General features: G+C 63.4%; 18 protein-coding genes. 15 read left to right on the forward strand and 3 right to left on the reverse strand.

Annotated elements, in window-relative coordinates; genetic code table 11:
- Positions 1 to 57: 57 nt before the first annotated feature.
- The 3 genes from EN862_RS10215 to EN862_RS10225 all read right to left on the reverse strand — a co-directional run bounded on the left by EN862_RS10215 (position 58) and on the right by EN862_RS10225 (position 6978).
- Complete coding sequence (locus tag EN862_RS10215) at positions 58 to 1584, reverse strand: HlyD family type I secretion periplasmic adaptor subunit (protein ID WP_127863948.1); 1527 nt, start codon at positions 1582 to 1584, stop codon at positions 58 to 60.
- A 3-nt stretch (positions 1585 to 1587) separates the two neighbouring features.
- Positions 1588 to 3282 carry a type I secretion system permease/ATPase gene (locus EN862_RS10220; RefSeq protein ID WP_245519535.1) on the reverse strand — a complete coding sequence of 565 codons (1695 nt, stop codon included), beginning with the start codon at positions 3280 to 3282 and terminating at the stop codon, positions 1588 to 1590.
- A 123-nt stretch (positions 3283 to 3405) separates the two neighbouring features.
- Positions 3406 to 6978: a DUF5801 repeats-in-toxin domain-containing protein gene (locus tag EN862_RS10225; RefSeq protein WP_127863950.1), complete on the reverse strand. Its 3573-nt coding sequence runs from the start codon at positions 6976 to 6978 to the stop codon at positions 3406 to 3408.
- Between the two features lie 1028 nt (positions 6979 to 8006).
- On the opposite strand from EN862_RS10225, the gene EN862_RS10230 reads away from it, so the two are divergent.
- The 15 genes from EN862_RS10230 to EN862_RS10300 all read left to right on the forward strand — a co-directional run bounded on the left by EN862_RS10230 (position 8007) and on the right by EN862_RS10300 (position 25729).
- Positions 8007 to 8699, forward strand: coding sequence for an HlyD family efflux transporter periplasmic adaptor subunit (locus EN862_RS10230; RefSeq protein WP_348632069.1), 693 nt, complete (start codon positions 8007 to 8009; stop codon positions 8697 to 8699).
- A gap of 576 nt (positions 8700 to 9275) precedes the next feature.
- Positions 9276 to 10250 carry a sugar-binding transcriptional regulator gene (locus EN862_RS10235; RefSeq protein ID WP_127863951.1) on the forward strand — a complete coding sequence of 325 codons (975 nt, stop codon included), beginning with the start codon at positions 9276 to 9278 and terminating at the stop codon, positions 10248 to 10250.
- Between the two features lie 45 nt (positions 10251 to 10295).
- On the forward strand, positions 10296 to 11741 hold the full coding sequence (locus tag EN862_RS10240) for an extracellular solute-binding protein (protein WP_127863952.1): 1446 nt from the start codon (positions 10296 to 10298) through the stop codon (positions 11739 to 11741).
- A 301-nt stretch (positions 11742 to 12042) separates the two neighbouring features.
- Positions 12043 to 12966, forward strand: a complete 924-nt coding sequence (locus EN862_RS10245; RefSeq protein ID WP_127863953.1) for a sugar ABC transporter permease — start codon at positions 12043 to 12045, stop codon at positions 12964 to 12966.
- Between the two features lie 10 nt (positions 12967 to 12976).
- Positions 12977 to 13834 carry a carbohydrate ABC transporter permease gene (locus tag EN862_RS10250; RefSeq protein WP_127863954.1) on the forward strand — a complete coding sequence of 286 codons (858 nt, stop codon included), beginning with the start codon at positions 12977 to 12979 and terminating at the stop codon, positions 13832 to 13834.
- 5 nt (positions 13835 to 13839) lie between these two features.
- Positions 13840 to 14958 carry an ABC transporter ATP-binding protein gene (locus EN862_RS10255; protein ID WP_127863955.1) on the forward strand — a complete coding sequence of 373 codons (1119 nt, stop codon included), beginning with the start codon at positions 13840 to 13842 and terminating at the stop codon, positions 14956 to 14958.
- Complete coding sequence (locus EN862_RS10260) at positions 14955 to 16079, forward strand: ABC transporter ATP-binding protein (RefSeq protein ID WP_127863956.1); 1125 nt, start codon at positions 14955 to 14957, stop codon at positions 16077 to 16079. Before EN862_RS10255 ends, EN862_RS10260 begins: the two co-directional genes overlap by 4 nt.
- The gene (locus EN862_RS10265) at positions 16079 to 17632 is read left to right on the forward strand and encodes an FGGY-family carbohydrate kinase (protein ID WP_127863957.1); all 1554 of its coding nucleotides are present in this window, start codon (positions 16079 to 16081) and stop codon (positions 17630 to 17632) included. Before EN862_RS10260 ends, EN862_RS10265 begins: the two co-directional genes overlap by 1 nt.
- An 8-nt stretch (positions 17633 to 17640) precedes the next feature.
- Complete coding sequence (locus EN862_RS10270) at positions 17641 to 18681, forward strand: 2-hydroxyacid dehydrogenase (RefSeq protein WP_127863958.1); 1041 nt, start codon at positions 17641 to 17643, stop codon at positions 18679 to 18681.
- A gap of 46 nt (positions 18682 to 18727) precedes the next feature.
- On the forward strand, positions 18728 to 20245 hold the full coding sequence (locus tag EN862_RS10275; RefSeq protein WP_127863959.1) for a glycerol-3-phosphate dehydrogenase: 1518 nt from the start codon (positions 18728 to 18730) through the stop codon (positions 20243 to 20245).
- Positions 20245 to 21318 (forward strand): class II aldolase/adducin family protein, encoded by a 1074-nt coding sequence (locus EN862_RS10280; RefSeq protein WP_127863960.1) that lies wholly within the window; start codon positions 20245 to 20247, stop codon positions 21316 to 21318. Before EN862_RS10275 ends, EN862_RS10280 begins: the two co-directional genes overlap by 1 nt.
- Positions 21315 to 22589, forward strand: a complete 1275-nt coding sequence (locus EN862_RS10285; protein WP_127863961.1) for an FGGY-family carbohydrate kinase — start codon at positions 21315 to 21317, stop codon at positions 22587 to 22589. The genes EN862_RS10280 and EN862_RS10285 overlap by 4 nt, the downstream gene beginning before the upstream one ends.
- On the forward strand, positions 22586 to 23452 hold the full coding sequence (locus tag EN862_RS10290; RefSeq protein WP_127863962.1) for a TIGR01459 family HAD-type hydrolase: 867 nt from the start codon (positions 22586 to 22588) through the stop codon (positions 23450 to 23452). Before EN862_RS10285 ends, EN862_RS10290 begins: the two co-directional genes overlap by 4 nt.
- 15 nt (positions 23453 to 23467) lie before the next feature.
- On the forward strand, positions 23468 to 24406 hold the full coding sequence (locus EN862_RS10295) for a TIM barrel protein (RefSeq protein ID WP_127863963.1): 939 nt from the start codon (positions 23468 to 23470) through the stop codon (positions 24404 to 24406).
- Between the two features lie 300 nt (positions 24407 to 24706).
- Positions 24707 to 25729: an ABC transporter substrate-binding protein gene (locus EN862_RS10300; protein WP_127863964.1), complete on the forward strand. Its 1023-nt coding sequence runs from the start codon at positions 24707 to 24709 to the stop codon at positions 25727 to 25729.
- The last annotated feature ends 2 nt before the right edge of the window (positions 25730 to 25731 follow it).

A 25731-nucleotide genomic window follows, 5' to 3' on the forward strand; every position in this document is an offset into this window, starting at 1 on the left:
CCCAACCGGGCGAGTTTTGACGTTGGCTGTACAGCCAACGTCATTGATCTTGTTGTCTCAATTCTCCCTGAAAGAGCGCGTGAGCGAGGCCTCCACCGGGGCCATCATGTAGTCGAGCAAAGTGTGCTCGCCGGTCAAGATCATGACTTCGGCCGGCATGCCGGGCGACAGTTTGACGTCGTGCAGCTCCGCGAGCTCGGCCGCGTCGACCTTCACCTTGGCGAGGAAATAGGGCTCGCCGGTTTTCTCATCCGTCAGCCGGTCGGCTGACACCGAGGTGAGCGTGCCATGGATCTGCGGCAGATGCCGGCTCGGATAGGCAGACAGCACCACGCGGGCGGGCATGTCCGGATGGACCACGTCGATATCCGTAGGCTTGATGCGTGAATCGATGATCAGATTGGGCTCGTTCGGGACGATGTCGAGAAGCGCCTGGCCGCTCGCGATGACGCCCGACTCGGTCGTTATACGCAGGTTCATCACCGTTCCGGCGATCGGCGCGACGATGTCCGTCCTCGCCAGCACATCTTGGCGGGAAGGCAACTGGCTGCGCAATTCGGCGAGATCGTTGCGTACTTTGGCAAGATCCTCATTGGCGCCCTCGCTGTCCTGCTGGCGCAGGTTGAGGAGCTGGAACTCAGTCTCGCCGATCTGCTGATCGTTTTTCGCCACCTCCGCCCGGTTCGATGCCTGGCTGGCGCGAATGTCGGCCTGGGAGCGCTGCAGGGCCAGTATCCGCGGGAGGCGCTCGAGGCCCTTCTTGTACATTTCCTGCGCGGAGGCGATCTCTTGGTCGATCAGTCCAAGCTGCTCGGCCTCGGCGGCCATGACGTCCCGCGCTCCGGTACTTTGCTCTTCTATCTGGGCGATGCGTTTGTTCAGGATCTGGGTGCGCCCCTCACGGGTTGCCAGGCGGCTGGCGAGCAGCGCCTGTTCCTCGACGACAACCTTCCGCGCGATGTCGCTGTCTATCGACGTCAACTCCTTGGGGAAGGCTATACGGCTTTGGCCGGCAAGCTCTGCAACCAGCCGCGCTTCGGTTGCCAGCAGGCGGATATAGTGCCACTGCAACTCGTCGTAGCGGCCTTGCGCGTCGGTCGTCTTCAAACTGATGAGAACCTGGCCGACGCTGACCTTGTCGCCCTCCTTGACATGGATCGCGCCGATGATTCCGCCCTCCAGATGCTGGACGGTCTTGCGATACCCCTCGGGGCTAACGACGCCGTTGGCGACGACGGCGCTCGCCAGCAGGGCGACGCTGGACCAGGCGGCGGTGCCGCCGACGAAAAGGATGGCTGAAGCGTAGCCCAGCATCCGAGCCGGTCGCGTCCGCTGCTTCAGATTGCGCCTGCTGGCACGGTAGACGGGCGAGCGTTGTCGGAGCAGCGCTCCAATCGAGATCAGGAGGAGGCCGCCGGTCGCCGCCAGCAACGCCGTGCGAGACTGCTGGCCGATCCCATTCAACCAAACTGATACCGCCGCGCTGAGGTCGCCGGCGGAGGCGGTCAGCTTGTCGGTGCGTTCGTGCAAGCTGTCCGCCAGCCGGTCCAGCGTCGTTGAAAAGTCGCCAAATCGATCGCTCATGGCTCACTCCGCTGCCTTCAGGTTCGCCGGCGCATTGGCGGCGATCTTGTCCAGCGTGGAAGCCGGCACCGGGATTCGCTTAGGCTGGCCGCTGAGCGCGGCGAGCACTTCGTCGCGCGTGCCGAACATGGAAGCGGACCCCTCTCGCAGGAAGAGGATATGGTCGGCCGTGCGCAGAAGATTGGTCTGGTGGGTGATCACAACGACCGTGCGCCTCCGCTCCTTGAGCTGCTGCAACACGTTGAACAGCGCGACCTCGCCTTCACCGTCGAGGCCGGTGTTCGGCTCATCCAGAACGATAAGGGGCGGATCTCCGAACAGCGCTCGGGCCAGCGCAATGCGTTGACACTGGCCGCGCGAAATCCGGGCGCCATGCGGTCCCACTTCGGTCCGATAGCCGTTCGGCAGCCGCAGGATCATCTCGTGGATGCCTGCAAGTTGTGCCGCGGCCATGACCGCCTCGCTGTCGACGTCGCGCAGGCGCGCGATGTTTTCGGCGATTGTCCCCGGAAACAGTTCGATCTGTTGCGGCAGGTAGCCGATATACTGGCCCAGTTCATCCGAAGGCCAGTTCCAAATCTCCGCGCCGTCCAGCCTGACATGGCCGAGCGATGGCTGCAGTGCGCCAACGATCAGTCGGCACAGCGTAGTCTTGCCGGATCCGGACGGACCGATCACGCCACAGGTTTGGCCAGGCTCGACGTCGAAGCCTACGGCGTTCAAAAGTGCTTGAGAGCTTCCCGGCACGCGATAGTGGAGGTTCTCGAGCTTCAACCGACCTTGCGGGCGGGGCAGGGTGACGCCGGTCGGCTCCATCGACCGCGTGTCGGCAAAAAGCTTCATCAGGTTGCGGCGCGCCGTTCGCGAGCTGACCAGGCTGCGCCAAGCCCCGATCGAACGCTCGATCGGCGCCAGCGCGCGGCTGAGCAGTATGGAGGCGGCAATCATCGAACCGGGCGTCAGTTCGCGGCGCAGGACAAGATAGGCACCAAGTCCAAGCACCGCCACCTGCAGCGCGAGGCGAAGCGAACGCGACAGGCTGCCTATGACGGTGGTGCGCCGCAGAAGCCTGGTCTGGATATCCATCAGCGACTGCTGGGTCTGCTCCCACCGCCGCAGCGCCGGCTCGGACATGCCGAGCGAGCGCAATGTCTCGGCGCCATCGATGAATTGAACAACGGCTGTTTGAGCGCGGCGCAACTCCGACGCTGCCGCCTGGCTCTTGCGGCGGGTGAGAAAATCGTTGGCGAGTGCCGCGCAGAAAAGGAGCACGCCTCCGGCGATGCCGACCATGCCCAGCGCCGGATGCAGCAACCACATGAACGCCAGGAAAACCGGCGTCCATGGCGCGTCGAGAAAGGTCAGGATGCCGTCGCCGGCGACGAAGCTGCGCAAATCGCCGACATCCTTGAGACCAGCCTCGAGGTTGCTGCCGGCGAGCCGCGCCTGCATGGCGCGTTCGATCACCGGAACGCTGAGCTGCTCGTCCAGCCATTGGCTGATATGGCCCAGCATCATGCGGCGGGCGTGTTCCAGCATGCCGTAGACCGCGATGGCGCCGATGACGGCAAGTGTCAGCCACAACAGCGTATCGATGGAGCCGCTCGACAGCACCCGGTCGTAGATCTGCAGCATGTAGACGGTGCTGGCGAGCAGCAGGAGATTGGCAAGCAGGCTGAAGAGGAGGAGGGCGGGCACCTGACGGCGCGCCAAGTGCATTACTTCCTGGAGTTGCGGTCTCGGCTGTATCACGGATACCCCCGCTTCTTCATTGCTGCTGAGACCAACGGGGGCAGCTTGGCTGCCCCCGTTGGTTCTGCATCAGGCGATGTCGACGAGTATGTGCTGGACGGTGGTCGCGTCGCCGTCCGCGTCGTGCAGCTGGACGCCGAAGTCGAGATGGGCGTCCGGTGTCGTGGTCTGCGTCGAGGTGAAGCCGAGGTCTACGATCTTCAGAACGTCGTTGTCGGTCGGGTCCCAGTTCACCAGTGTGGTCTGAGAGCTACCACCACTTGAACCCGTCGCTTGATTCAGATCGATCGCCGTGCCGTCGCCGGTGATCCCATTCCCGGACTGCATGATCTGGGCACCTTCGATCACCCAGTTCGAGTTAGCATCGTTGTAGTCGTTCCTCTCGATGATAACGAGGCCATCGTTGTTATCGAGTGGGAAGTCCGCTGCGTACGCGGCAGGCACCTGCCCTATTTTGTAAATGTCAGAATTCGAGATGTAGATCGCCTTGGAGGTATGCAGTGAACTGTCCGTGCTGCTGACCAGGTCGAGGATCACCATCAGGTCCTCACTGTTGCCGATGCCGTCGAATTTGATGGCCATGTCAGCGGCCGTCTGGCTCGGGGTGATGCTCTCGGTGGCGATACCGGGGCTGGTGTCAAAGAACCGCAGCGTCAGCAATTCGCCCTTTTGGATAGTATCACCAGCGACCCCGTTCGTGCTCTGGGTGGCAGACACCCAGTCCTCGTGGTTGTTTGTGACCAGATCGCCGGGGTTCCATGCCGTGTCAGCGGGTGTCGCGTTGTCACTGTCGCCGGTCGAGTTAAGGCCGAATTTGATCGTGTTGGTGGTCGAGTTCGCCGTGAACTGCACAAAGAAGTCGCGATCGGTTGTTTCGGGCGTGCTGTCTGCTTCGAAGAGCTTCTCAACCACGATGTTCGGGTGGCCGGTATTGCTGGTGGGCTGCTTGGAAAGAAGCTCGCTGGTGTGCAGGATGTCTTTGGTGAACCCCTCCACAGCGTCGTTCAATGTGATGGTATAGGTGTCGCCAGCCTTATCGAAGACAAGGGTTCCGCCTGCGGTGGCTGTCTGGTTGCCGGTCGTGTTCGGATCGCTGTCGTACGAAATTTGCCAGTTGAATGTTGCCGAGGTGGCGCTTTCCGACTGCAGCGTCGCGAACGAACTGATGAACTGGGTCGGCGTGCCAGGAACAAGACCGGTGAGGTTGCCGCCGAGGCTAAGTTGGAGCCCTGCAAGCACGGTGTCCTGGTCGACGAAATCCGAATGCGCGGCATCGTAGCCCGCGAACTGGTCGCTGCCGATATCGTAGCCGAAATCGCCCACGGCTTGCTGGCCAACGAGGTTGGTCATAACTTCGTGGGTCCCGATAAGCGGGCTCCCGGCGAGGTTGTTCTGGTCGCCGTCGAACGGCTTCGTTATCGTCGGGCCGTCGTCCTCGAAGGCAAAGGCGGTGCCGATGTTGGCTGTGTCATGGGCGGTGTCGCCGTCACCATCCGTGGCAGTCGCCGTCAATGTGACCAGATCGGCTGCGGCCAGTGTTGCCGCCGAAGCGCCGCTCTCAACCGGATCCGTCGGGTCGTTGTGGATGACAGCGCGGTTCTGGGTCAGCGTCACCTCGCCGGTATTCTCGTCGACGCTGATCACGTAAGCGACGGTGCCCGTATCGTTCTGCAAATAGCCTTCGACTTCGCCGTTGACATTGAGGCGCAACAGGATGTTGTCACCACTGAGCGTGTCGTCGAGGCCGCTGTCGTCGCCTGCGTTCTTGATGCCAAGCTCATAAGTGACAGTGCCGCCGTCGGCGCCGAGATCGGTGGTGAAAGCCGAAGCGAATCCCGCCGATGCGGTATCAGAAATATCGGTGTCGTCGGTAGTCACCGTGGGAATGGTGCCGTCCGCAGTCACGGTCGGGCCGTCGTCCTCGAAGGCAAAGGCGGCACCAATATCGGCTGTGTCATGCGCGGTATCGCCGTCACCGTCGGTGGCAGTCGCGGTCAAAGTGACGAGGTCGGCCGCGGCAAGTGTGGCCGCCGAAGCGCCGCTCTCCACCGAATCTGTCGCATCGTCGTGGACGACCGCACGGTTTTGGGTGAGCGTCACCTCGCCAGTGTTCTCATCGACGCTGATGACGAAGGCGACGGTGCCAGTGTGGTTCTGCAGATAGCCTTCGACTTCGCCGTTGTTGTTGAGGCGCAACAGAATGTTGTCGCCGCTCAGCGTGTCGTCCACGCCGCTGTCAACACCCGCTTGCTTGACACCCAGCGCGTAGGTGACGCCGTCGAGACCATCGGAGCCGCCGTCAGTGCTGAAGACGGAAGCAAAGCTCTTTGAATCGGTGTCGATGACGTTGGTATCGTCGGTAGTCAGCGTCGGAACGACCCCATCCGCGGTTACGGCCGGACCGTCGTCGTTGAAGTTGATGAAGGAGCCGACCTGTTCGTTGTAGGCGTTGGTGGTCTGTCCGGCAAAATGCACTTCCTTGACGTCGAAATAATCCTTCTGCGTATCGATATTCTTGATGGTGAAGCGGTCGAAGGTCCCGCCAGAGCCGCCCGCAGTCGTGAAATCGACTGTCACGCCCTCGCCGACATTGTGCAGGATCATTCCGGTGCCGCTGAGATCAACGGTGATGCCCAGGGCGGCAGCGGTCGTCGCCACGCCGTTCAGCTTGAACGTCGCTCCGGTGATATTGATCTCGGTATCGTTGTCGTCACCCGGTACAGCTCCGCCTTTCGCGTTGTCGTCATTATTGTAGGCGTGGACCTCGATATCGGCCACGGTGTTGGTCGGGGTGGACTGCGAGATCGAGAAACCCGCGCCGGATACGTTTTCGATATGATCGGTGTAATTTGGGGCAAGCGGCGAGTTGGTGAAGTTCTTGCCGGCGCTCTGACTCCCACCGTTGATCAAGTCGATCTGGAGTTCACGACCAAAGCGCACGTCCTGAGACGAAACACCCAGGCCTTGCGTGCTGACGTTGACTTCAGCTTGGACACCATTGTCGTGGGCCGTGACAAGAATCTTTTGCGTGCTCGCGACGTCGGCATCGAGGATGTACCAATTATTATGGCCGGGAGGAGCGTCGCCGAGCTGGCTGAAATTCAGCACCGACGTCCCGCTAACCGATGCGTACACCTTGTTGAGCAGATCGATCTGGTCGTTTGGGTTGGTCGCGTCCGGGTGGGACAGTGGCACATACTGGACCAGGTACAGGTCCGCATTGGTGGTGCTGGTGCCGACGAGTCCAAACGAGAAGGCGAGCGGACCGGTTGCAGCTGGTGCCGCGCCAGCGTTGGAGGTGCCAATGACACCGATCACAACGTTGGGGTGACTTGCATCCTGGAACAGCCAGACATAATTACCGTCGACCGTCCGGATGCCGCTGTTCACACCGACGGTGGTGGAAAATGGAGTTCCGGAGGAGTTCTGCGCAAGAATGACCGAGGTGATGGTTTCGCCGGCGTTTGCGGAGGCCACCACGAAGTCGGCTTGGAAGGCAACTTCGGGCGACGTCAGCCCGCCCGAACCGTCGAGGCCCAGGAGATATTGCAGCGTGCTGTTGTTGGTAGGGGCAATATCATCTTCCTGGAGACCGGTGGTCTCGTCGATGATGATGTCTTGCGCGGTGATGTCGAGTGCCATTGCGATTCTCCCTGGTTTCAATGCGGCTTGCGCTGTAATCGGCCCAACGCCCGGCAACCGGCCGCACGGACGCACATCCGCCGGCGAGAGCCGGCGCTGAGCGCCATCGTTAAAAGGAAACTGGAGTTCTGGATTGGCTCAGGGGGTAGAGGGTGTGGGAGGCGCCGCCGCTAATCCTCCGCTCCTTGCCCCGTCAGGCAAGTCTAGGCGGATGCGTCCTACGCGCGTCGGTGATCCACCAACGGCGGACACCAAGGATCGACAATGAGGGCATACTCAACCCCGCCCCTCTTCTCAGGCATTGCTGCCTGTACGCCTCCGAAGAAAAGTTTACGCTTATTTGTGGAAACTTCAAATCGGACTGTTGCCTTTTAACAAAAAGTGTGACTCCAGAAAAAGGTCCCTTGATTCACGGGACTTTTGTCCCTCCTTCTCGAACTGCTTGAAATCAAACGAGAATAAGGCAATTCGCGCTAAAGGATTTGACTGTGACACCTGCGCCAGCGATGAAATAGGCCCATGAAGAAAACGATTGCCGTAGCACCTATGATGGATGGGACGGACATTTAAGCAAAACCAGCCACTTACGAGAGGTCGTGTGCAAAAATCGCACACGAAGGTTCTGCTTCTCTTCTTTTTTCGTTCCCACGACGGAGCCGCCGACGGCCCTATTCGGACGCACTTTTGTCGATGAAATTGGCCGGACGGTCGAGGACGTTCGCTACGATGTCAGCGGGACCTTAGTGTCCGGTGCGGCGTCCAGTTTGCCCGGGGTTCTTGGAAGCTTTTCGAACTTTCTGCCTCACGCCTCCCGCTGAAGCGCGCCAGCTCTTCGAAAAAACTGGCGAGCCAGGATCCGCAGTGGTGCAAACTTGATCGAGGGGGATCCGAGGGGGAAGACCGGCACTGGGAACAGCTCCTGTTCCGACTCCTCATAAGGATAGGGGGATGTCGGTCGCGGAGGCCGCGCCGGACAGAAGGCGCAGCTCGAAGAACGCATCGCGCAGCTTGTCGAAGAAAGCTCGGGGTTGAGCGAGCAGCGGGTCGCAAAAAGCCACGAAATCGAGCTGATCGGCACCGAACTCGAAAGCATCCGCAAGCTCTGGCGCCAGAAGCTGGTCTCGATCGATCGCCTGACCGCGCTCGAGCGCGATGCGGTCCGCCTCGACGGCGAGCACGGCCAGCTCACCGCATCGATCGCGCAGGCCAAGGGCCGCATTGCCGAAACGCGACTGCAGATTATTCAGGTCGATCAAGACCTGCGCAAGGAAGTCGCAACCGAGCTGCGCGATGTCCAGAGCAAGATATCGGAATTCGTCGAGCGCAAGGTGTCGGCCGAAGACCAGCTGAAGCGCATCGATTTGCGCAGCCCACAGGATGGCGTGGTGCATCAGCTGACGGTGCATACCGTCGGTGGGGTCATCACGCCTGGTGAAGTGGTCATGCTGGTGGTTCCGGTTGCGGACGAACTGACTGTTGAAGCACGAGTCGCTCCGCAGGATATCGATCAGCTGAAGCCAGGCCAGGAAGCTGGGCTTAAATTCTCGGCGTTCAATCAGCGCGTCACGCCGGAGCTGAATGGCAACGTCAAGGAGATTGCCGCGGATCTCAGCCTCGACGAGCGCAGCGGGGGCAGGGTTCTATACTGTGCGTATCGGTATTGTCCGCAGCGAGCTGAAAAAGCTGAAGGGCCTGACGCTTGCGCCCGGCATGCCAGTTGAAGTGTTCTTTTCGACGGGCAACCGCACAATGCTTTCATATCTTGTGAAGCCCCTAGCTGATCAAATTGATCGGGCGTTCAGGGAAGAGTGACCCGCGCCGCGGACGGGTCGCCGAACGTCGGCTTTCTGGCAATCGCCTCACAGGTCGACAGCCCGCTTTCGGCCCAAAGCGGATGCCGAACAGTCCCACAATTTTAGGCCGAATCGAAGTAGCGTCGCGCGGGGCCGACTCCGCGGCGTTGCTGACTTGGTTGACACGCTGTGCGGGGGGGCGCTCTTCGGAAGAGCGCTACCGCCTTTCCCCACTCGGAAACCCAGCGATATTTCCTCCGGTGTTGGGCGTGATGACCTGTATCGGTTTTGCAAAGAGATCCGTCCGTCACTTTTAGATCAGTGCATCGCGCAAGCGTCGACAGCAGGCAATCTCGCGTCGCGAACTTTCAGGCGAGCGCCGGGCGGCTTCCCACAATCGGTTGGTGATGGGCTTTTGCGCGCGATTTCGCGCAGTGCCACTTGACTCCTGCCGAACTCTGTGAAAAATTTTGCAGTAATTGATAAAAATATCAGAGGGTGGAGATGGTAGGGTTCGGCAACGGCCTCCTTCGCGATGACGAGACCAGCATGGCCGCCCGAGCCGCATGGCTTCACTATGCCGGCGGCCTCACCCAGTCCGAGGTCGCCAAGCGGCTTGGATTGACCAGCCTAAAGGCGCACCGCCTCATAACCAAAGCCAACCAGGAGGGTCTGGTTAAGGTCTATATCGACGGCGAAATCTCCGAATGCGTGGCGATCGAGGACGAGTTGTCCGGCCGCTACGGCCTCGATTATTGCGAGGTGGTTCCGGAGTTCGATCCCGAGGACCTGCCGCTCAAGGCGCTCGGCATCGCCGGCGCGCAGTTTCTCAAGCGCGAGATCGAACGCGGCGAGGGCGCGCTGATCGGCGTCGGCCATGGCCGCACGCTTGCGGCCTGCGTTGAATATCTGCCGCGCATATCGGCGAACGGAATCCGCTTCGTCTCGCTGCTTGGGGGCCTGACCAGGAAATTCTCCGCCAATCCGCACGACGTCATCCATCGCCTGGCCGAGCGCACCGGCGCCGAAGCCTATGTCATGCCGGTGCCGATGTTCGCCAACACCGTCGAGGACCGCGCGGTGCTGCTTGGCCAGAAGGGCATCAGCGAGGTGTTCGACCTCGCGCGATCCGCCGATCTCCTGCTTGCCGGTATCGGCACCGCGGAACAGGAGGCCTCGCTCGTCGCCACCGGCATGATCGCAAAGGGCGAAATGGAGGAGACCCGCCGCAACGGCGCCGTGGGCGAACTGCTCGGCCACTTCTTCGACGAGGAGGGCAGGCCGCTCGCCACCACGGTCTCCAGCCGCGCGCTGGCGCTGGCGCGCGAGGACATAGCCAACCGCAGGATCGTCGCCGTCGCCGGCGGCAAGATAAAGGTCCGCGCCATCAAGTCGGTGCTGGAGGGGCGCTACCTCAAGGGCCTGATAACCGACGAGCGCACGGCGCGATCGCTCGTGGAGAAGACGCCGGTCGGGTAGCCGGCAACAGTTTCGTTGAAACTACCCTTTGGAGGAGAAGAAGACATGCATGAGAAAGAGAAAGACCTGCTCGACGCCTTCCTGCGCGGACAAGTCGACCGCCGCGGACTGATCAAGGGACTGGGTGCGATGGGCCTTGCCGCCAGCACCGCCGGCGTCCTGCTCAACCTGGGCCAGACCCGCGCGCTTGCCGCCGATTTCGACTGGCAGGCGCATAAGGGCAAGACCATCAAGCTCCTGCTCAACAAGCATCCTTATGCGGATGCCATGATCGCCGACCTCGACAATTTCAAGCAGCTGACCGGCATGAACGTCACCTATGACGTGTTCCCGGAAGACGTCTATTTCGACAAGGTCACGGCGGCGCTCTCGGCGAGCTCGCCCGAATACGACGCCTTCATGACCGGCGCATACATGACCTGGACCTACGGCCCGGCCGGCTGGATCACCGACCTCAACGAATGGATCAAGGACCCGACCAAGACCAATCCGAAATATGCCTGGGACGACTTCCTCCCGGGCGTCAGGAATTCCTGCGCCTGGAACGGCAAGCCCGGTGGCGCGCTGGGCTCCGACGACGCAAAGCAATGGTGCATTCCGTGGGGCTTCGAGCAGAACAACATCACCTACAACAAGGCGATGTTCGACAAGGCCGGCGTCAAGGTCCCCGGCAACATGGACGAGATGGTCGCCGCGGCCGCAAAGCTGACCAAGGATGTCGGCGGCGGCGTCTACGGCATCGGCGTGCGCGGCTCGCGCTCCTGGGCCACCATCCATCCGGGCTTCCTGTCAGCCTACGCCAACTTCGACCAGAAGGACCTCAACGTCTCTGCCGACGGCAAGCTATCGGCGGCCATGGCTACCGCTGAATCCAAGGCCTTCCACAAGCAGTGGGTGCAGATGATCCAGGAAAGCGGCCCGAAGGACTGGTCGACCTACACCTGGTACCAGGTCGGCACCGATCTCGGCGCCGGCGCTTCGGCGATGATCTTCGACGCCGACATCCTCGGCTACTTCATGAACGGCGGCACCAACAAGATGGCCGGCCAGCTCGCCTTCTCGGCCTTCAAGGCCAATCCGGCCGCCAAGGCGCCGACGCCGAACATCTGGATCTGGTCGCTGTCGATGTCTACCTTCTCGAAGGACAAGGACGCCACCTGGTACTTCATGCAGTGGGCTTCCGGCCTCGACCACTGCCTGTTCGGCGCCACCAAGATGGATTTTGTCAATCCGGTCCGCCAGGCGGTGTGGAAGGACGAGATGTTCCGCGAGAAGCTCAACAAGAGCTATCCGGGCTATGTCGATATGTTCGACGCTTCCGCGCCCGGGGCCAGCATCAAGTTCACCGCGCAGCCGCTGTTCTTCGACCTCACCACCGAATGGGCTGCGACCTTGCAGAAGATGGTGGCCAAGGAAGTGCCGGTTGACGAAGGGCTCGACAAGCTGGCCGAAAGCATCAACGGCCAGCTCAAGGAAGCCGGCCTCGGCTGAACCGGGTGACGGCTGGTCCGCCTGGAGCATGATCCCTAAAAGCGGGAACCGGTTTCCGGAAGATCATGCTCGAACTAGAGTTGGGTCTGATGGCGGTTCAACGAAACGCCATCATGATCCAGGCAATTCCGGGAAGAGCGCATTGCGGTTTTCGTCCCGGAATTGCATGGAACTCCAGGCGGGCGGGCCCGCCCCTGCATTTATTGCGATGCGGCGCCTATGGTGCTGTTAGTTCGCCCGGCCGGCCGCCTTGCTCCCTTGGGCGACCGGCGCGGCAAAAACAACCGACACAGGCTGACAAATGACTTCGGCGACGATGCAGAGAGCCAGGCCTTCGGGCTTCAGGATCAGCAAGAAGGTGCTGCCCTATATACTCAGCCTGCCGGCCTTGCTGGTCTGCATCGGCATCCTGATCCCGTTCCTCACCTCGGTGGTCTATTCGTTCCAGCGCTACAGGCTGAGCCAGCCCTGGGCGCGCCAGTTCAATTGGGGCGACAACTACATCTCCTTCTTCACCGATCCGAAATTCTGGAACACGCTGGAGATATCGCTGCTCTATGCCGGCATCACCGTCGGGCTGGAGTTGCTGCTCGGCCTCGGCATCGCCATGCTTTTGCAGAAGCGCTCGACGCTGAACAACTTCATTTCGATCATGCTCCTGATGCCGCTGATGACGGCCCCGGCGCTGGCAGCGCTGATGTGGAAGCTGATGACCAATCCCGGCTTTGGCGTGCTGAGCTATCTCGCCAGCCTGATCGGCCTGCAGGATTTCCGCTGGGCGTCCTCGCCCTCGACGGCCTTGCTCACCGTCGTGCTCGTCGACATCTGGGTCTACACGCCCTTCATCATGATCCTGCTGCTTGCCGGCCTGCGCAGCCTGCCGACGCAGCCCTTCGAAGCCGCCGCTCTCGACGGCGTGCCGCGGAGCTTCGTCTTCTTTCGCATCACCTTGCCGATGCTGACGCCCTATATCCTGACTGCGACGCTGTTCCGCCTGCTCGATTCCATCCAGCAGTTCGACATCATCTACGCCATGACCCAGGGCGGCCCCGGCGACACGCTGACGGTCTTCCAGGTCGAGGCCTATCTCAACTTCTTCCAGTCGACCAATGTCGGCCGCTCGGCCGCGCTGATGATCATCCTGTGGGCGATCACCTATTTCCTTTCGAACATCTTCATCAAGAACTGGCTCCGGCTGCGCGAACGCGCGCGCGGCCAGGCATAGGAGGGCCGGCATGGAACACACATCGCTTCTGGAACGGGTGCTGCGCGGTATCGCGCTCACGCTGGTCGTGGTCTTCTTCATGTTTCCGATCGTCTGGATCTTCATGATGTCGTTCCAGACCAACGAGACGATCCTGCGTATCCCGCCGCAACTGGTCTTCGAGCCGACGCTCGCCAACTATACGGCGTTGATCACCGGCAAGCTGCAGACGGCGGCCGGCACGCTCGACATCGCCTTCATGCGCAATCTGTGGAACTCCATCTTCCTCTCGGTGACCTCGGTCGCAGTGGCTTTGCTGCTCGGCGTGCCGGCCGCCTATGCGTTTGCTCGCCACAAGTTCCGCGGTTCGGAGGATATCGCTTTCACGTTGCTCTCGTTCCGCTTTGCGCCGGCGCTTCTGGTGCTGTTGCCGCTCACCCTCTATTTCCAGAAGCTCGGGCTGGCCAACACCTATTTCGGCCTGATCTGGGTCTACCAACTGATCTGCCTGCCGCTGATCCTGTGGATCGTGCGCGGTTACTTCGAGGATATCCCGGCCGACATCGAATACGCCTACCGTATCGCGGGCCATTCCTGGTTCGCCACCTTCCGGAAGATCGCGCTGCCGCTCGCCGGACCGGGCATCGCGGCGGCCGGCCTGCTCGCCTTCATCTTCGCCTGGAACAATTTCGTCTTCGCGCTGGTGCTCGCTTCCGCCGACAAACAGCCAGTGACGGTCGGCGCGCTCGCCTTCATCACCTCCTCGGGCATCCAGTACGGCCAGATTTCGGCGGCGATCGTGCTGTCGATCACGCCCACGCTGGCGCTTGCTCTCTATGCGCAGCGCTATCTCGTCGAGGGCCTGTCGCTCGGCGCGGTCAAGGGATAAATCGAATGGCCAGCCTCGAACTGAAGAACATCGTCAAGCGCTACAAGAGCCAGACCGTCCTCGACGATCTGTCGCTGACCGTCGCCGATGGCGAGACACTGGTCCTGTTCGGGCCCTCCGGGGCCGGCAAGACGGTGCTGCTGCGCCTCGTCGCCGGCGTCATCGATCCGGACGAGGGCAAGATCCTGATCGGCGGCGAGGACATGACGGACGTCGACGCCGAATTCCGCGGTGTCGGCATGGCGTTCCAGAATTTCGCCCTGTTCCCGCATATGAGCGCTTTCGAGAACATCGCCACGCCGCTCGAGGCCAAGCGCTCGTCCCAAGGCGCCATCAAGGGAGGCGTCGACAGCGTCGCCAAGCTGCTCAAGATCGGCCATGTTCTCAGCCACAAGCCGCGCGCGCTGTCGAACGGTCAGAAGCAGCGCACCGCGCTTGCACGCGCGCTGGTCGGCTCGCCGCCGGTGCTGCTGCTCGACGATCCGCTGCGCAACGTCGATGCCAAGCTGCGTTTCGAGATGCGGCTGGAACTACCCAGGCTTCTCGCCGACCGCGGCGCGACCGTCATCTACGTCACCCAGGACTACAAGGAGGCGATGGCGCTTGGCGACCGCATCGCGGTGATGTCGCAAGGCGTCATCAGGCAGCTCGGCACGCCAGAACAGATCTATCGCGAGCCGGCCAATATCGAGATCGCGCGGCTGTTCGGCGACCCGACCATCAACCTGCTCGATGTCAAGCCGCAGCGCGACGCCAGGGGCATCTATGTCGGCCTGTCGAACGTGCAGGTGCATCTTGGCGGCGCTCCGGAGGCCGCGATCGGCCGCGACTGCGTCATCGGCCTGCGGCCCGAAACCCTGCACTTCGTCGCGGATAGCGAGCCGGGCGCCATCCCCGTCACCGTCGAGGCAGAGACGCCCCTCAACGAAAAGATCGTCACGCTGGTTCGCACCGTGCGCGGCCGCGAGATCCTCGTCTCGCGGCCGTCGGGCACGCCGGGCCAGAGCGGCGGCAAAGCGCATCTCGCGGTCAACGCCAAGAGCGCGCTGTTGTTCGATCAGGCCAGCGGCGAGCGCATCGGTTCGAAGAACATCGTCAGTCTGCGCAACGGAGAAGCGGCATGAGCGCGAGCGCCCTCACCATTTCCAGCGTCGACAAATTCTACGGGCCGATCGACCGCGGCGTGCATGCGGTCCAGAAGCTCAGCATCGAGATCGCCAAGGGCGAGATCATCGCGCTGCTCGGTTCGTCCGGCTGCGGCAAGACCTCGACGCTGCGCATGATCGCCGGCTTCGAGGAGGTTTCGCGCGGCGAAATCTCTGTCGCGGGCCGCAAGGTGCACACGCTGCCGCCGGTCAAGCGCAATGTGGCGATGGCCTTCGAGGGCTATTCGCTCTATCCGCCGCTCACCGTGCGCGAGAACATGGCTTTTGCGCTGAAGGCGGCCAGGCTGCAGAAGAGCGAGGTCGATGCCAAGGTCGCCAGCATCGCCAAGCTGCTCGAGATCGAGGATATCCTCGATCGTTATCCGAGCTCGATCTCCGGCGGCCAGCAGCAGCGCGCCAGCCTCGGCCGTGCCCTGATCCGCGACGCCGACCTGCATCTGCTCGACGAGCCGATGGGCCAGCTCGAGCCGCAATTGCGCGCCGTGCTTCGCGGCCGCATCAAGCACTTCATTAAGGAGCGCGGCCTGACCGCAATCCTCGTCACCCATGACCAGACCGAGGCCAACGCTCTTGCCGATCGCATCGCTGTGATGGAGGGCGGCGTGCTGCAGCAGTTCGACACGCCGCAGATGATCAAGGAGCGCCCGGCGAACCTCTTCACCGGCACCTTCGTGGGGGAGCCGCCCATGAATGTCTTTGAGGCCTTCGTCGGCAGTGGCGCTGGCAAAATCAACCTCAGACTGCCCGACGGGCTTTCGCTCGACTATGACAAGGACGCCTTCAGCGGCCCGGTCCGCGAGGCGCTGCTCAATCGCGAGCGAGTCGTCATCGGCATCAGGCCGTACGCCGTTCGGCGCTCGAAGGATGGCGTCCCGGCCACCGTCTCGGCCAATCAGTGGCTGGGCGACCAGACCCATATCGCGGCGGATTTCGCCGGCGGCTCGCTCGTCCTCGTCGAGCATGACCGCACCCGTCTCGAACTCGGCGCGCCGATCAACGTCAGCATCGACCCGGCCAACCTGCATGTCTTCGACCAGTCGAGCGGCAACGCGATTTCGCACGGTATGGAGCTTGCCTGATGAAGAATGTGCTGATCGGGATCGACGCCGGCACGTCTGTCATCAAGTCCGTCGCTTTCGATACGGCGGGCCGGCAGATCGCGGCGACGGCGCTGCCGAACCGCTATGAGACCTTGCCCGGCGGCGGCGCCGAGCAGGATCTCGCGCGCACCTGGACCGATACCGCCACCACGCTGCGCCAGCTCGCCGACAAGGTGCCGAACCTCGCCGACAGGGTGATCGCCATCGCCGTGACCGGGCAGGGCGACGGCACCTGGCTGATCGACAAGGCCGGCGAGCCGGTCGCCAAGGGGTGGCTTTGGCTCGACGCGCGTGCAGCTGCCGTGGTGGAGGAAATCCGCGCCCGGCCCGAGGACCGGCTGCGTTTCGAGAAGACCGGCAGCGGGCTCGCCGCCTGCCAGCAGGGGTCGCAGTTCGTCTTCATGAAGCGCAACATGCCGGCAATGCTCTCCGGCGCCGCCACGGCGTTCCACTGCAAGGACTGGCTCTATTTCCGGCTGACCGGCGAGCGTGCCACCGACCCGTCCGAGGGCACCTTCACCTTCGGCGATTTCCGCACCCGCGACTACAGCGACGACGTGCTGGATGTGCTGGGCGTCGCCGACCTTAAGCATTTGCTGCCGCCAATCGTCGACGGGACCAGCCATAGCGCCGGCCTCTCGCAGGCGGCGGCCGACGCCTCCGGGCTCATCGCCGGCACGCCGGTCGTGCTCGCCTATGTCGACGTCGTCTGCACCGCGCTCGGCGCCGGCCTGTTCGATCGCCAGCGCAAGCCGGGTTGCTCCATCATCGGCTCCACCGGCATGCACATGCGGCTGGCCGAAACCCCTGACGAGGTGCTGCTCAACACGGCAAAGACCGGCTACACGATGACCATGCCGGCGCCCGGCGTCTTCGCGCAGATGCAGTCGAACATGGCGGCGACGCTTAACATCGACTGGGTGCTCGGCCTCGCTTCCGGCATCCTTGCCTCGCAAGGCATAACACGCTCGAACGGCGAGATGATCGCGCTGGTCGACCATTGGATAGCGGCCTCGGAGCCGGCCTCGCTGATCTATCAGCCCTATGTCTCGGAGGCCGGCGAGCGCGGGCCGTTCGTCGACGCCAATGCGCGCGCGGGCTTCGTCGGCATCTCCTCGCGCCACGGCTATGCCGACATGGTGCGCGCCGTCTTCGAGGGCCTGGCCTTCGCCGCGCGCGATTGCTACGCCGCCATGGGGCCGCTGCCCAGCGAAATCCGGCTGACCGGGGGTGCCGCCCGCAGCTCGGCGCTGCGCAAGATCCTTGGCGCCGCAGTGGGCTCCGACGTCCGCACCAGCGCGCGAGAGGAGGCGGGCGCCGCCGGCGCCGCCATGATCGCGGCGGTCTGCCTCGGCCTCTACCCCTCGATGGACGACTGCGTTGGCGAATGGGTCTCGCCGCTGCTCGGCGAGGCGGAGCCTTGCGACCAGCAACTCGCCGCCATCTACGAAGCCATGGCTCCCTCCTACGTAATGGCACATGAGGCCCTGCGCCCGGTCTGGCGATCTATCGCCGCATCGAAAGTGAATTGAGAAGCAGCATGCACAGAAAGATTGCGATCATCGGCGACCGTTTCATGCTTCCGGAGGTGTTCCGGTCGGAGATCGAGAAGGCCTGTGGCAACAGCCTGGACATCCGCACGCTCGAAAGCGCCTGGCCGGACGAACCGATGGAGTTCGGCAATCCCGCGCTCGGCCTCGACAAGGTCAAGGAATATTTCGGTCGGCCGGACGATGTGGTGGACTTCATCAGCGATGCCGAGATCCTGGTCACCCAACTGGCGCCGCTCTCGGAAGGCATGATGCAGCGTCTGCCGGGACTAAAGCTGGTCGCGGTCTCGCGCGGCGGTCCGATCAACATCGACATGGCCGCCGCCAGGGCCCATGGCATTCGCGTCGTCAACGTCCCTGGACGTAATGCCAGCGCGGTCGCCGAATTCACCATCGGCGCCATCCTCGCCGAGACGCGGCTGATCCGCGTCGGTCATGAGGCGCTGCGCAAGGGCGAGTGGCGCGGCGATCTCTACCGCGCGGACCGCACCGGCCGCGAGCTCAGCGAAATGACGGTCGGCGTCGTCGGCTATGGCAATATCGGCACCAAGGTCGTGTGCCTGCTGCGCGCCTTCGGCTGCCGCATCTTGGTCTGCGACCCCTATGTGCAACTGAGCGCGGAAGACAGGAATGCCGGCGTCGAGCTCGTCGCGCTGGACGACCTGCTCGGCCGCTCCGACGTAGTCACGATCCATCCTCGCGTCACCGAGGAGACCCGTGGCCTGGTCAACAAGGACACCATCGCCAGGATGAAGCCCGGCGTGATCTTCATCAACACCGCGCGCGGGCCGCTGGTCGACTATGACGCGCTGTACGACGCGCTGGCATCGGGCCAGATCGCCAGCGCCATGCTGGAAACCTTCGCGGTCGAGCCCGTGCCTGCCGACTGGCCGCTGCTGCAGCTGCCGAATGTGACGCTGACGCCGCATATTGCCGGCGCTTCGGTGCGCACCGTCACCTATGCCGCCGAGCAGGCGGCCGAGGAAGTGCGCCGCTATCTGGCCGGCCTGCCACCGGTCAATCCATGCTGAGGGCGGCGGCGATGACGCGGCAAACAGGCACCGGGGCTCGATCGGGATGAGCGGCGATAGCGACATCGTCGACCTCTTCGTCATCGGCGGCGGCGTCAATGGCGCCGGCATTGCGCGCGATGCCGCTGGACGCGGCCTGTCCGTCATTCTGTGCGAGAAGGACGATCTCGCCGAAGGCACCAGTTCGCGCTCCGGCAAGCTCGTCCATGGCGGCCTGCGCTATCTCGAATATTACGAGTTCCGCCTGGTGCGCGAGGCGCTGATCGAGCGCGAGGTGTTGCTCGAATCCGCTCCGCACATCATCTGGCCGATGCGCTTCGTGCTGCCGCACAGTCCGGACGATCGGCCAGCCTGGCTGGTGCGGTTGGGCCTGTACCTTTACGACCATCTCGGCGGCCGCAAGCGGCTGCCTGCCACTCGAATGCTCAATCTTCGTACCGCGCCTGAGGGCGCGCCGATCAAGGACGCCTTCAAGCGCGGCTTTGAATATTCCGATTGCTGGGTCGACGATGCCAGGCTGGTGGTCATCAACGCGCTCGACGCTGCGCAGCGCGGAGCCAAGGTCCTGACCCGCACCGCCTGCACCGCCGCGCGCCGTGAGAATGGCCTGTGGGTCGTAGAGATGCGAGACGGCGGCACCGGCGTGAAGACAATGGTGCGGGCGAGGGCACTCATCAATGCCGCCGGTCCTTGGGTCAACGACGTCGTCAACCGCGTCGCCGGCCAGAACTCCAGGCGCAATGTCCGCCTGATCAAGGGCAGCCACATCGTCGTGCCGAAATTCTGGGAAGGGCGGCAGGCCTATCTTGTTCAGAACAATGACAAGCGGGTGATCTTCATCAACCCCTACCAGAACGATCTGGCGCTGATCGGCACCACCGACATTCCCTATGAGGGGCGGCCGGAGGACGTCAAAGCTGACGAAAGCGAGATCGACTACCTGATCAGGGTCGTCAACCGCTACTTCAAGCGCGGGCTCGCCCGCACCGATGTCGTCTATTCCTTCTCAGGTGTCAGGCCGCTCTACGACGACAACGCCGACAATCCGAGCGCGGTGACGCGCGACTATATCTTCGAGCTTGACGCGCCGTCCGGCCATGCGCCGCTGCTCTCGGTCTTCGGCGGCAAGATCACCACCTTTCGCAAGCTCGCCGAGCACGCGCTGGATCGCATCGAGCCCTTCTTGCCGAAGATGGGCAAAGCCTGGACTGCGAAAGCGCATTTGCCGGGCGGCGAGATCGCCAACGCCGATTTCGAACAATTCCTGGGCGATCTCGGTCGCGACTATCCGTGGATGCCGGCTTCCTTGCTCAAGCATTACGGCCGGCTTTATGGCACCCGCGCCCGCGCCCTGGTCGGCGGCGCCGGCTCGCTTGACGATCTCGGGCGGCGCTTCGGCAGGGACTTCTTCGAACGCGAGGCCGCCTATCTCCTCGAGCATGAGTGGGCGTCGACCGCGGCCGATATTCTCGACCGCCGCACCAAGCACGGACTGCATATGTCGACTGCTGAGCGAGCTACCTTCGAGGATTGGTGCGCCAACCGATTGGCGAAGGCCGGCTGATGGTTGTTCGGATCGATCAGGAAGACGCCGAGTTGCGGGCGCTGCGCGTGCTGTCGGCCAGCGTCGGCGCCGATCCCCTGCTGGTCCAGGGCGCCGGTGGCAACACCTCCCTCAAACAGGCCGGCCTGTTGTGGATCAAGGCGTCGGGCACCTGGCTGATGAATGCGGCCACCAGCGACATCATGGTGCCGGTGGAACTGGCGCCCTTGCTCGAGGCGGTCGCCCACCGCAGCCCGGCGGCCGAGAAGGCCGACCAGTTCACGCCGGCCGACCTCAATCCGCATCGCCTGCGGCCTTCGATCGAGACGACGGTGCATGCGCTGCTGCCGCAAAGGATCGTCGTCCACGTCCATTGCGTCGAGACCATTGCGATTGCCGTGCAGGCCAATGCGGAAGCTTTGCTCGCCGAGCGCCTGCGCGGGCTGGACTGGGTCTTCGTGCCGTATCGCCGGCCGGGCCTGCCGCTGGCGCAAGGCATTGCCGAGCGGCTGAAGCCTCGTACCGATGTGCTGGTGCTCGGCAATCACGGACTGGTTGTCGCCGCCGACACCGTCGAGGAAGCGAGCCTGTTGCTGAGGCGCGTCAGCGGACTGCTCGCGCGTCCGCCGCGCGCGACGGCTCAACCCGACATCGACGCGCTGATCCGCCTCGCCATGGGCAGCGACTACCGGCTTCCGTCCGCCATCGAAGCGCATGCAGTGGCGACCGATCTTGCCAGCTGTCGCATCGCGGCGGCCGGAAGCCTCTATCCCGACCATGTCATTTTCCTCGGCGTTGGCTCGGTGATCGCCGGCCCTAACGAGAACGCCGCCACCGTCGCGGCCAGGACCGGCACGGCCGGCGAACAGCCACCGATGTCGATCCTGTTTCCTGGCAAGGGCGTGTTGATTCGGCGGGACGCCAACGCCGGCGCCGAGGCGATGGCGCGCTGCCTCGCTGACGTCGTCGCGCGCGTCGATCCGGCCGCGCGCGTCAACTATCTCAGCCCGGAACAGAATGGCGAGCTCTTGAACTGGGATGCGGAGAAATACCGCCAGGAACTGAACCGGCGCGCCGGGACGACCCTGCAATGACGGCGCTGGTCGTAGGCATCGATGTCGGCACCTCCGGCGTGCGCGCCGTCGCCATGGATCCTGGCGGCGCGATCCACGGGCAAGCCGGCGTCGCGCTTGCCGATTTCGGAACCGATTGGCGGGACGCGTCGACCTGGTGGCGCGCTACCGAAGCCGCTTTGAAGACCCTCTTCGCCCTGGTCGATAGAAGTCGGGTGCGCGCGCTTGCCGTCGACGGCACTTCCGGCACGATGCTGCCGATCGACAATGCCGGCGAGCCGCTCGCGTCGGCATTGATGTATTCCGACAAGGTCGAGGACGCGGCGATCCTCTCCGCGATCGCTGCCCACGCGCCGCCGGAAAGCGCCGCCCATGGCGCCACTTCCGGCCTCGCCAAGCTGCTGCAGTTCCAGGGCATGCTGACACCGGCTCGCATCCTCCACCAGGGCGACTGGATCGCCGGCCGCCTGACCGGCCGTTTCGATATCAGCGACGAAAACAATGCGCTGAAGACCGGCTATGACCCGGTCCGCCGAAGTTGGCCGGATTGGATCGGGGGGACGGGCGCGGACATGGCTTTGCTGCCAGGTGTCGTTCCCCCGGGCACTGCCGTCGGCAAGGTCAGCGCTGGGGCCGCGCAGAATTTCGGCCTTGAGGGGAACGTGGTCGTGGTCGCTGGCACCACCGATGGCTGCGCTTCCTTCCTCGCCACGGGAGCGAAGAATGTCGGTGACGCCGTCACGGCTCTTGGTTCCTCGCTGACTCTGAAGGTGCTCTGCGAAAGACCGCTGTTCGCGCCCAAATACGGCATCTACAGTCATCGCATCGGCGACGCGTGGCTGGCCGGCGGTGCGTCGAACACCGGCGGCAAGGTGCTGGCGCATTTCTTCCCCGTCGAGCGCATCGTCGAGCTCTCCGGATCAATTGATCCGGACCGGCCGACCGGCCTCGACTATTACCCATTGATCGGCACCGGCGAGCGCTTTCCGATCGCCGATGCGGGCCTCGCGCCGCGCCTCGATCCGCGCCCGGCGGACGACGCGCTGTTCCTGCAGGCGATGCTGGAAGGAATTGCCGCCATCGAGACGCGCGGCTACCGGCAACTTGCCGATCTCGGTGGGCCGGCGCTGCGTTCCGTCCGCAGCGTTGGTGGCGGCGCCCGCAACCCTGTGTGGACGGCAATCCGCGCAAGGCAACTGCGCGTGCCTTTTTTCGAAGCGCTTTCCGAGGAGGCGGCGGCCGGTACGGCAAGGCTGGCGCTGCAGGGCGCGCACCAGGCAGGCTTGCTATGAGCATCGCGGCAACGAAACCCGTGACGCTGCGCGATCTCGCCGACCTGGCCGGCCGCTACGATCATTTCATTGTCGATCAATTCGGCGTCCTGCATGATGGCAGCGTCGCCTATCCGGGAGCAATCACGGCGCTGTCGAAGCTGAAGGCCGCTGGAAAATCCGTGGTGCTTCTGTCCAATTCCGGCAAGCGTGCGGCGCCTAACGAGGATCGCCTTGTCGGACTCGGCTTCGAGCGCGGCTCCTGGGACGTCTTCGTCAGTTCCGGCGAAGTCGCCTGGCGGCGCTTTGCCGGGCTGGCCGGGCAGCCCGGTCTCCCCCGCGGCACGCGCTGCCTGCTGATTGCGCGCGATGGCGACACGAGTGCCGTCGACGGTCTCGACATCGTGCTGGTCGACGACGCCGGTCGGGCCGAAATCATCCTGCTTTCGGCAAGCGAGGGTGACCGTTTCGAGCTCAATCACTATCGCGAGATGCTGGCCCCTGCCGCGGTCTCCGGCGTGCCCTGCCTGTGCACCAATCCGGACAGGATCATGCTGACGAAATCGGGTCAGCGTTTCGGCGCCGGCAGGATCGCCGAACTCTACGAGGAACTGGGCGGCAACGTCGAATGGATCGGCAAGCCGCATAGGGCGATCTATGACGCGGCGCTCGCAATGTTGGGCAACCCGCCGCGCGAACGTGTTGTCGGTATCGGCGACAGTATCGAACACGACATAGCCGGCGCATCGGGCGCCGGCCTGCCGTCGGCGCTGGTGCGTTCGGGCATACTGGCCGAAATGAGCGGTCAGCAACTCAGCGAGCTGTTTGCGCGTCACGACGCCCGGCCGGACTTCATCCTGCCGGGCTTCGTCTGGCAGGTCTGAGCAGGAGGTGAAGCCATGGCTTTCACGCTGTCCCTCAACACCAATCCGCTGGTCAACCGCTTCGCCGATCCCGACGACCTGATCGACGCGATCGCCTATGGCATCGGCATCAGGGATGTCCAGCTCACGCATGAGTTCGTCAATCCGGGCTGGCCGGCGGCGACGATCGCGAAATTCATCCGCCTATTCCGCGCCGCTTTGGATCGTACTGGCGTGCGCGTCACGTCGTGCATGACCGGCCCCTATGGCAGGCTCAACCATTTCGGCCATCCGGATGCCGATGTACGCCGCTACTATGTCGACTGGTTCAAGATTTTCGCCGACATCTCGGCCGAACTGGGCGCCACAAGCATGGGCACGCAGTTCGCCATCTTCACCCACCAGGACTATGACGATCCCAAGCGCCGCGCCCGGCTGCTCGACATCGCCATGGAGTGCTGGCGCGAGGTGGCCGAACATGCCAGGGCGGCCGGACTGACCTATCTGTTCTGGGAGCCGATGTCGGTCGGCCGCGAATTCGGCCACACCATCGAGAACTGCCGGGCGCTGCACGAGCAGATCGAGGCGGCCAATCTGTCCATTCCGCTCTTGATGATGGTCGACATCGACCATGGCGATGTCACGTCGAGCAATCCCGACGATATCGACCCCTATGCCTGGGCCGAGGCCTTCCCGAGGCAGTCGCCGATCATCCACATCAAGCAGTCGTCGATGAACAAGGGCGGCCATTGGCCGTTCACCGCCGCCTACAACAAGGACGGCCGCATAACCCCGGAAAAGCTGTTGGAGACGGTTCGGCGCGGCGGCGGCACCGACAACGAAATCTGCCTCGAATTGTCGTTCCGCGAGCGCGAGCCGGTCGACCACCAGGTCGTGGCCATGATCCGCGAGTCGGTCGACTATTGGGCGCCCTTCATCGATGCGGGCAGGTCGGCGCTGGCGCCGCGAAAGTAGGCGATCCAAGCTCGCAGCGTTGAAGGCTGCCGTCTCGCCTTGACCCTTGCGTCCGACCGGGTGGCCGGCGATCCCATACGAAATCATGGAGCGACGTTCCGAGCGTATGGTCCGATGAACTCCGCCATGCTGCCTGCCTCGGCGATGCCATGGGTCAGGCCTTCGCGCCGCCTCCATCCAGCGTTCAGAATGCAACCGAAGAGCGCTTGCCTAATTGGTATGCTGGTATAATGTGTACCTGACATGGCGTCATTCTCATTAGATGCCGCTATGCGCTGTTGTCTTTCTGGGAGGAATACAATGAAGGTTTCAATTGTGGCGGCGCTTGCCAGCGCCGGGCTGGTGGCTGTTGCGACGTTGCCGGCGCAGGCATCCCCGGACGCACCGGTCATCGCGCTCGCCAATGCCTACTACGGCAACACTTGGCGTCATCAGATGGTGGAAGCGTTCGAGGCTTCGGCCAAGGAAGCCAAGGCCGCGGGACAGATCGCCGACTACATCGTCATGAACGGCGACGGCTCGGTCGCGCAGCAGAACAGCCAGATCGCCGAACTGATCCTGAAGAAGGTCGACGTTCTCGCCGTCGACGCCGCTTCGGAGACCGCCGTCAACGGCATCATCGAGAAGGCCTGCAAGGCCGGCATCATCGTCATCTCCTTCGACTCGGTCGCCTCGGCGCCGTGCAACTATCAGTTGAATTTCGACTTCAAGGGCTACAAGGCAACCCAGGCCGAGGCCGTCTTCAAGATGCTCGGCGGCAAGGGCAATGTCATCCAGGTGCGCGGCGTAAAGGGCTCGGCGCCCGACAACGACATGTTCAACGCGCAGCAATCGGTGCTGGCCAAATATCCGGACATCAAGGTGGTCGCGACCGTCTACGGCCAGGCGACGGCATCGGTCGCGCAGTCGGCGATCGCCAACGTGCTGCCCTCGCTGCCGCATGTCGATGCCGTGCTCGGCCAGGGCGGCAGCGACGATGTCGGCATCGCCCAGGCCTTCGTCCAGTATGGCGGCGACTACAAGGACAAGATGCCGGTCATCGAAGGCGGCGGCGGCACCGACTTCGTCAAATGGTGGGCCGAGGAGAATGCCAAGAACGGCTACCAGACCGTGTCCATGAACACCACGCCGGGCATCGGCGGCGCCGCCTTCTGGCTCGGGCTGTCGCTGCTCAAGGGCGCCAAGGCGCCGAAGCTGATGATCATGCCGGTAGCAACCGTCGATGCCGGCAACCTGAAGGATTACGCCAAGCTGCCCGGCGGCCAGATCATCAGCCCGAGCTACTCGCTGGATTGGGTCAAGCAGAACCTGCTCAGCAAGTAAGG

The sequence above is a fragment of the Mesorhizobium sp. M2E.F.Ca.ET.219.01.1.1 genome, from assembly GCF_004016445.2.
Taxonomy (GTDB): domain Bacteria; phylum Pseudomonadota; class Alphaproteobacteria; order Rhizobiales; family Rhizobiaceae; genus Mesorhizobium.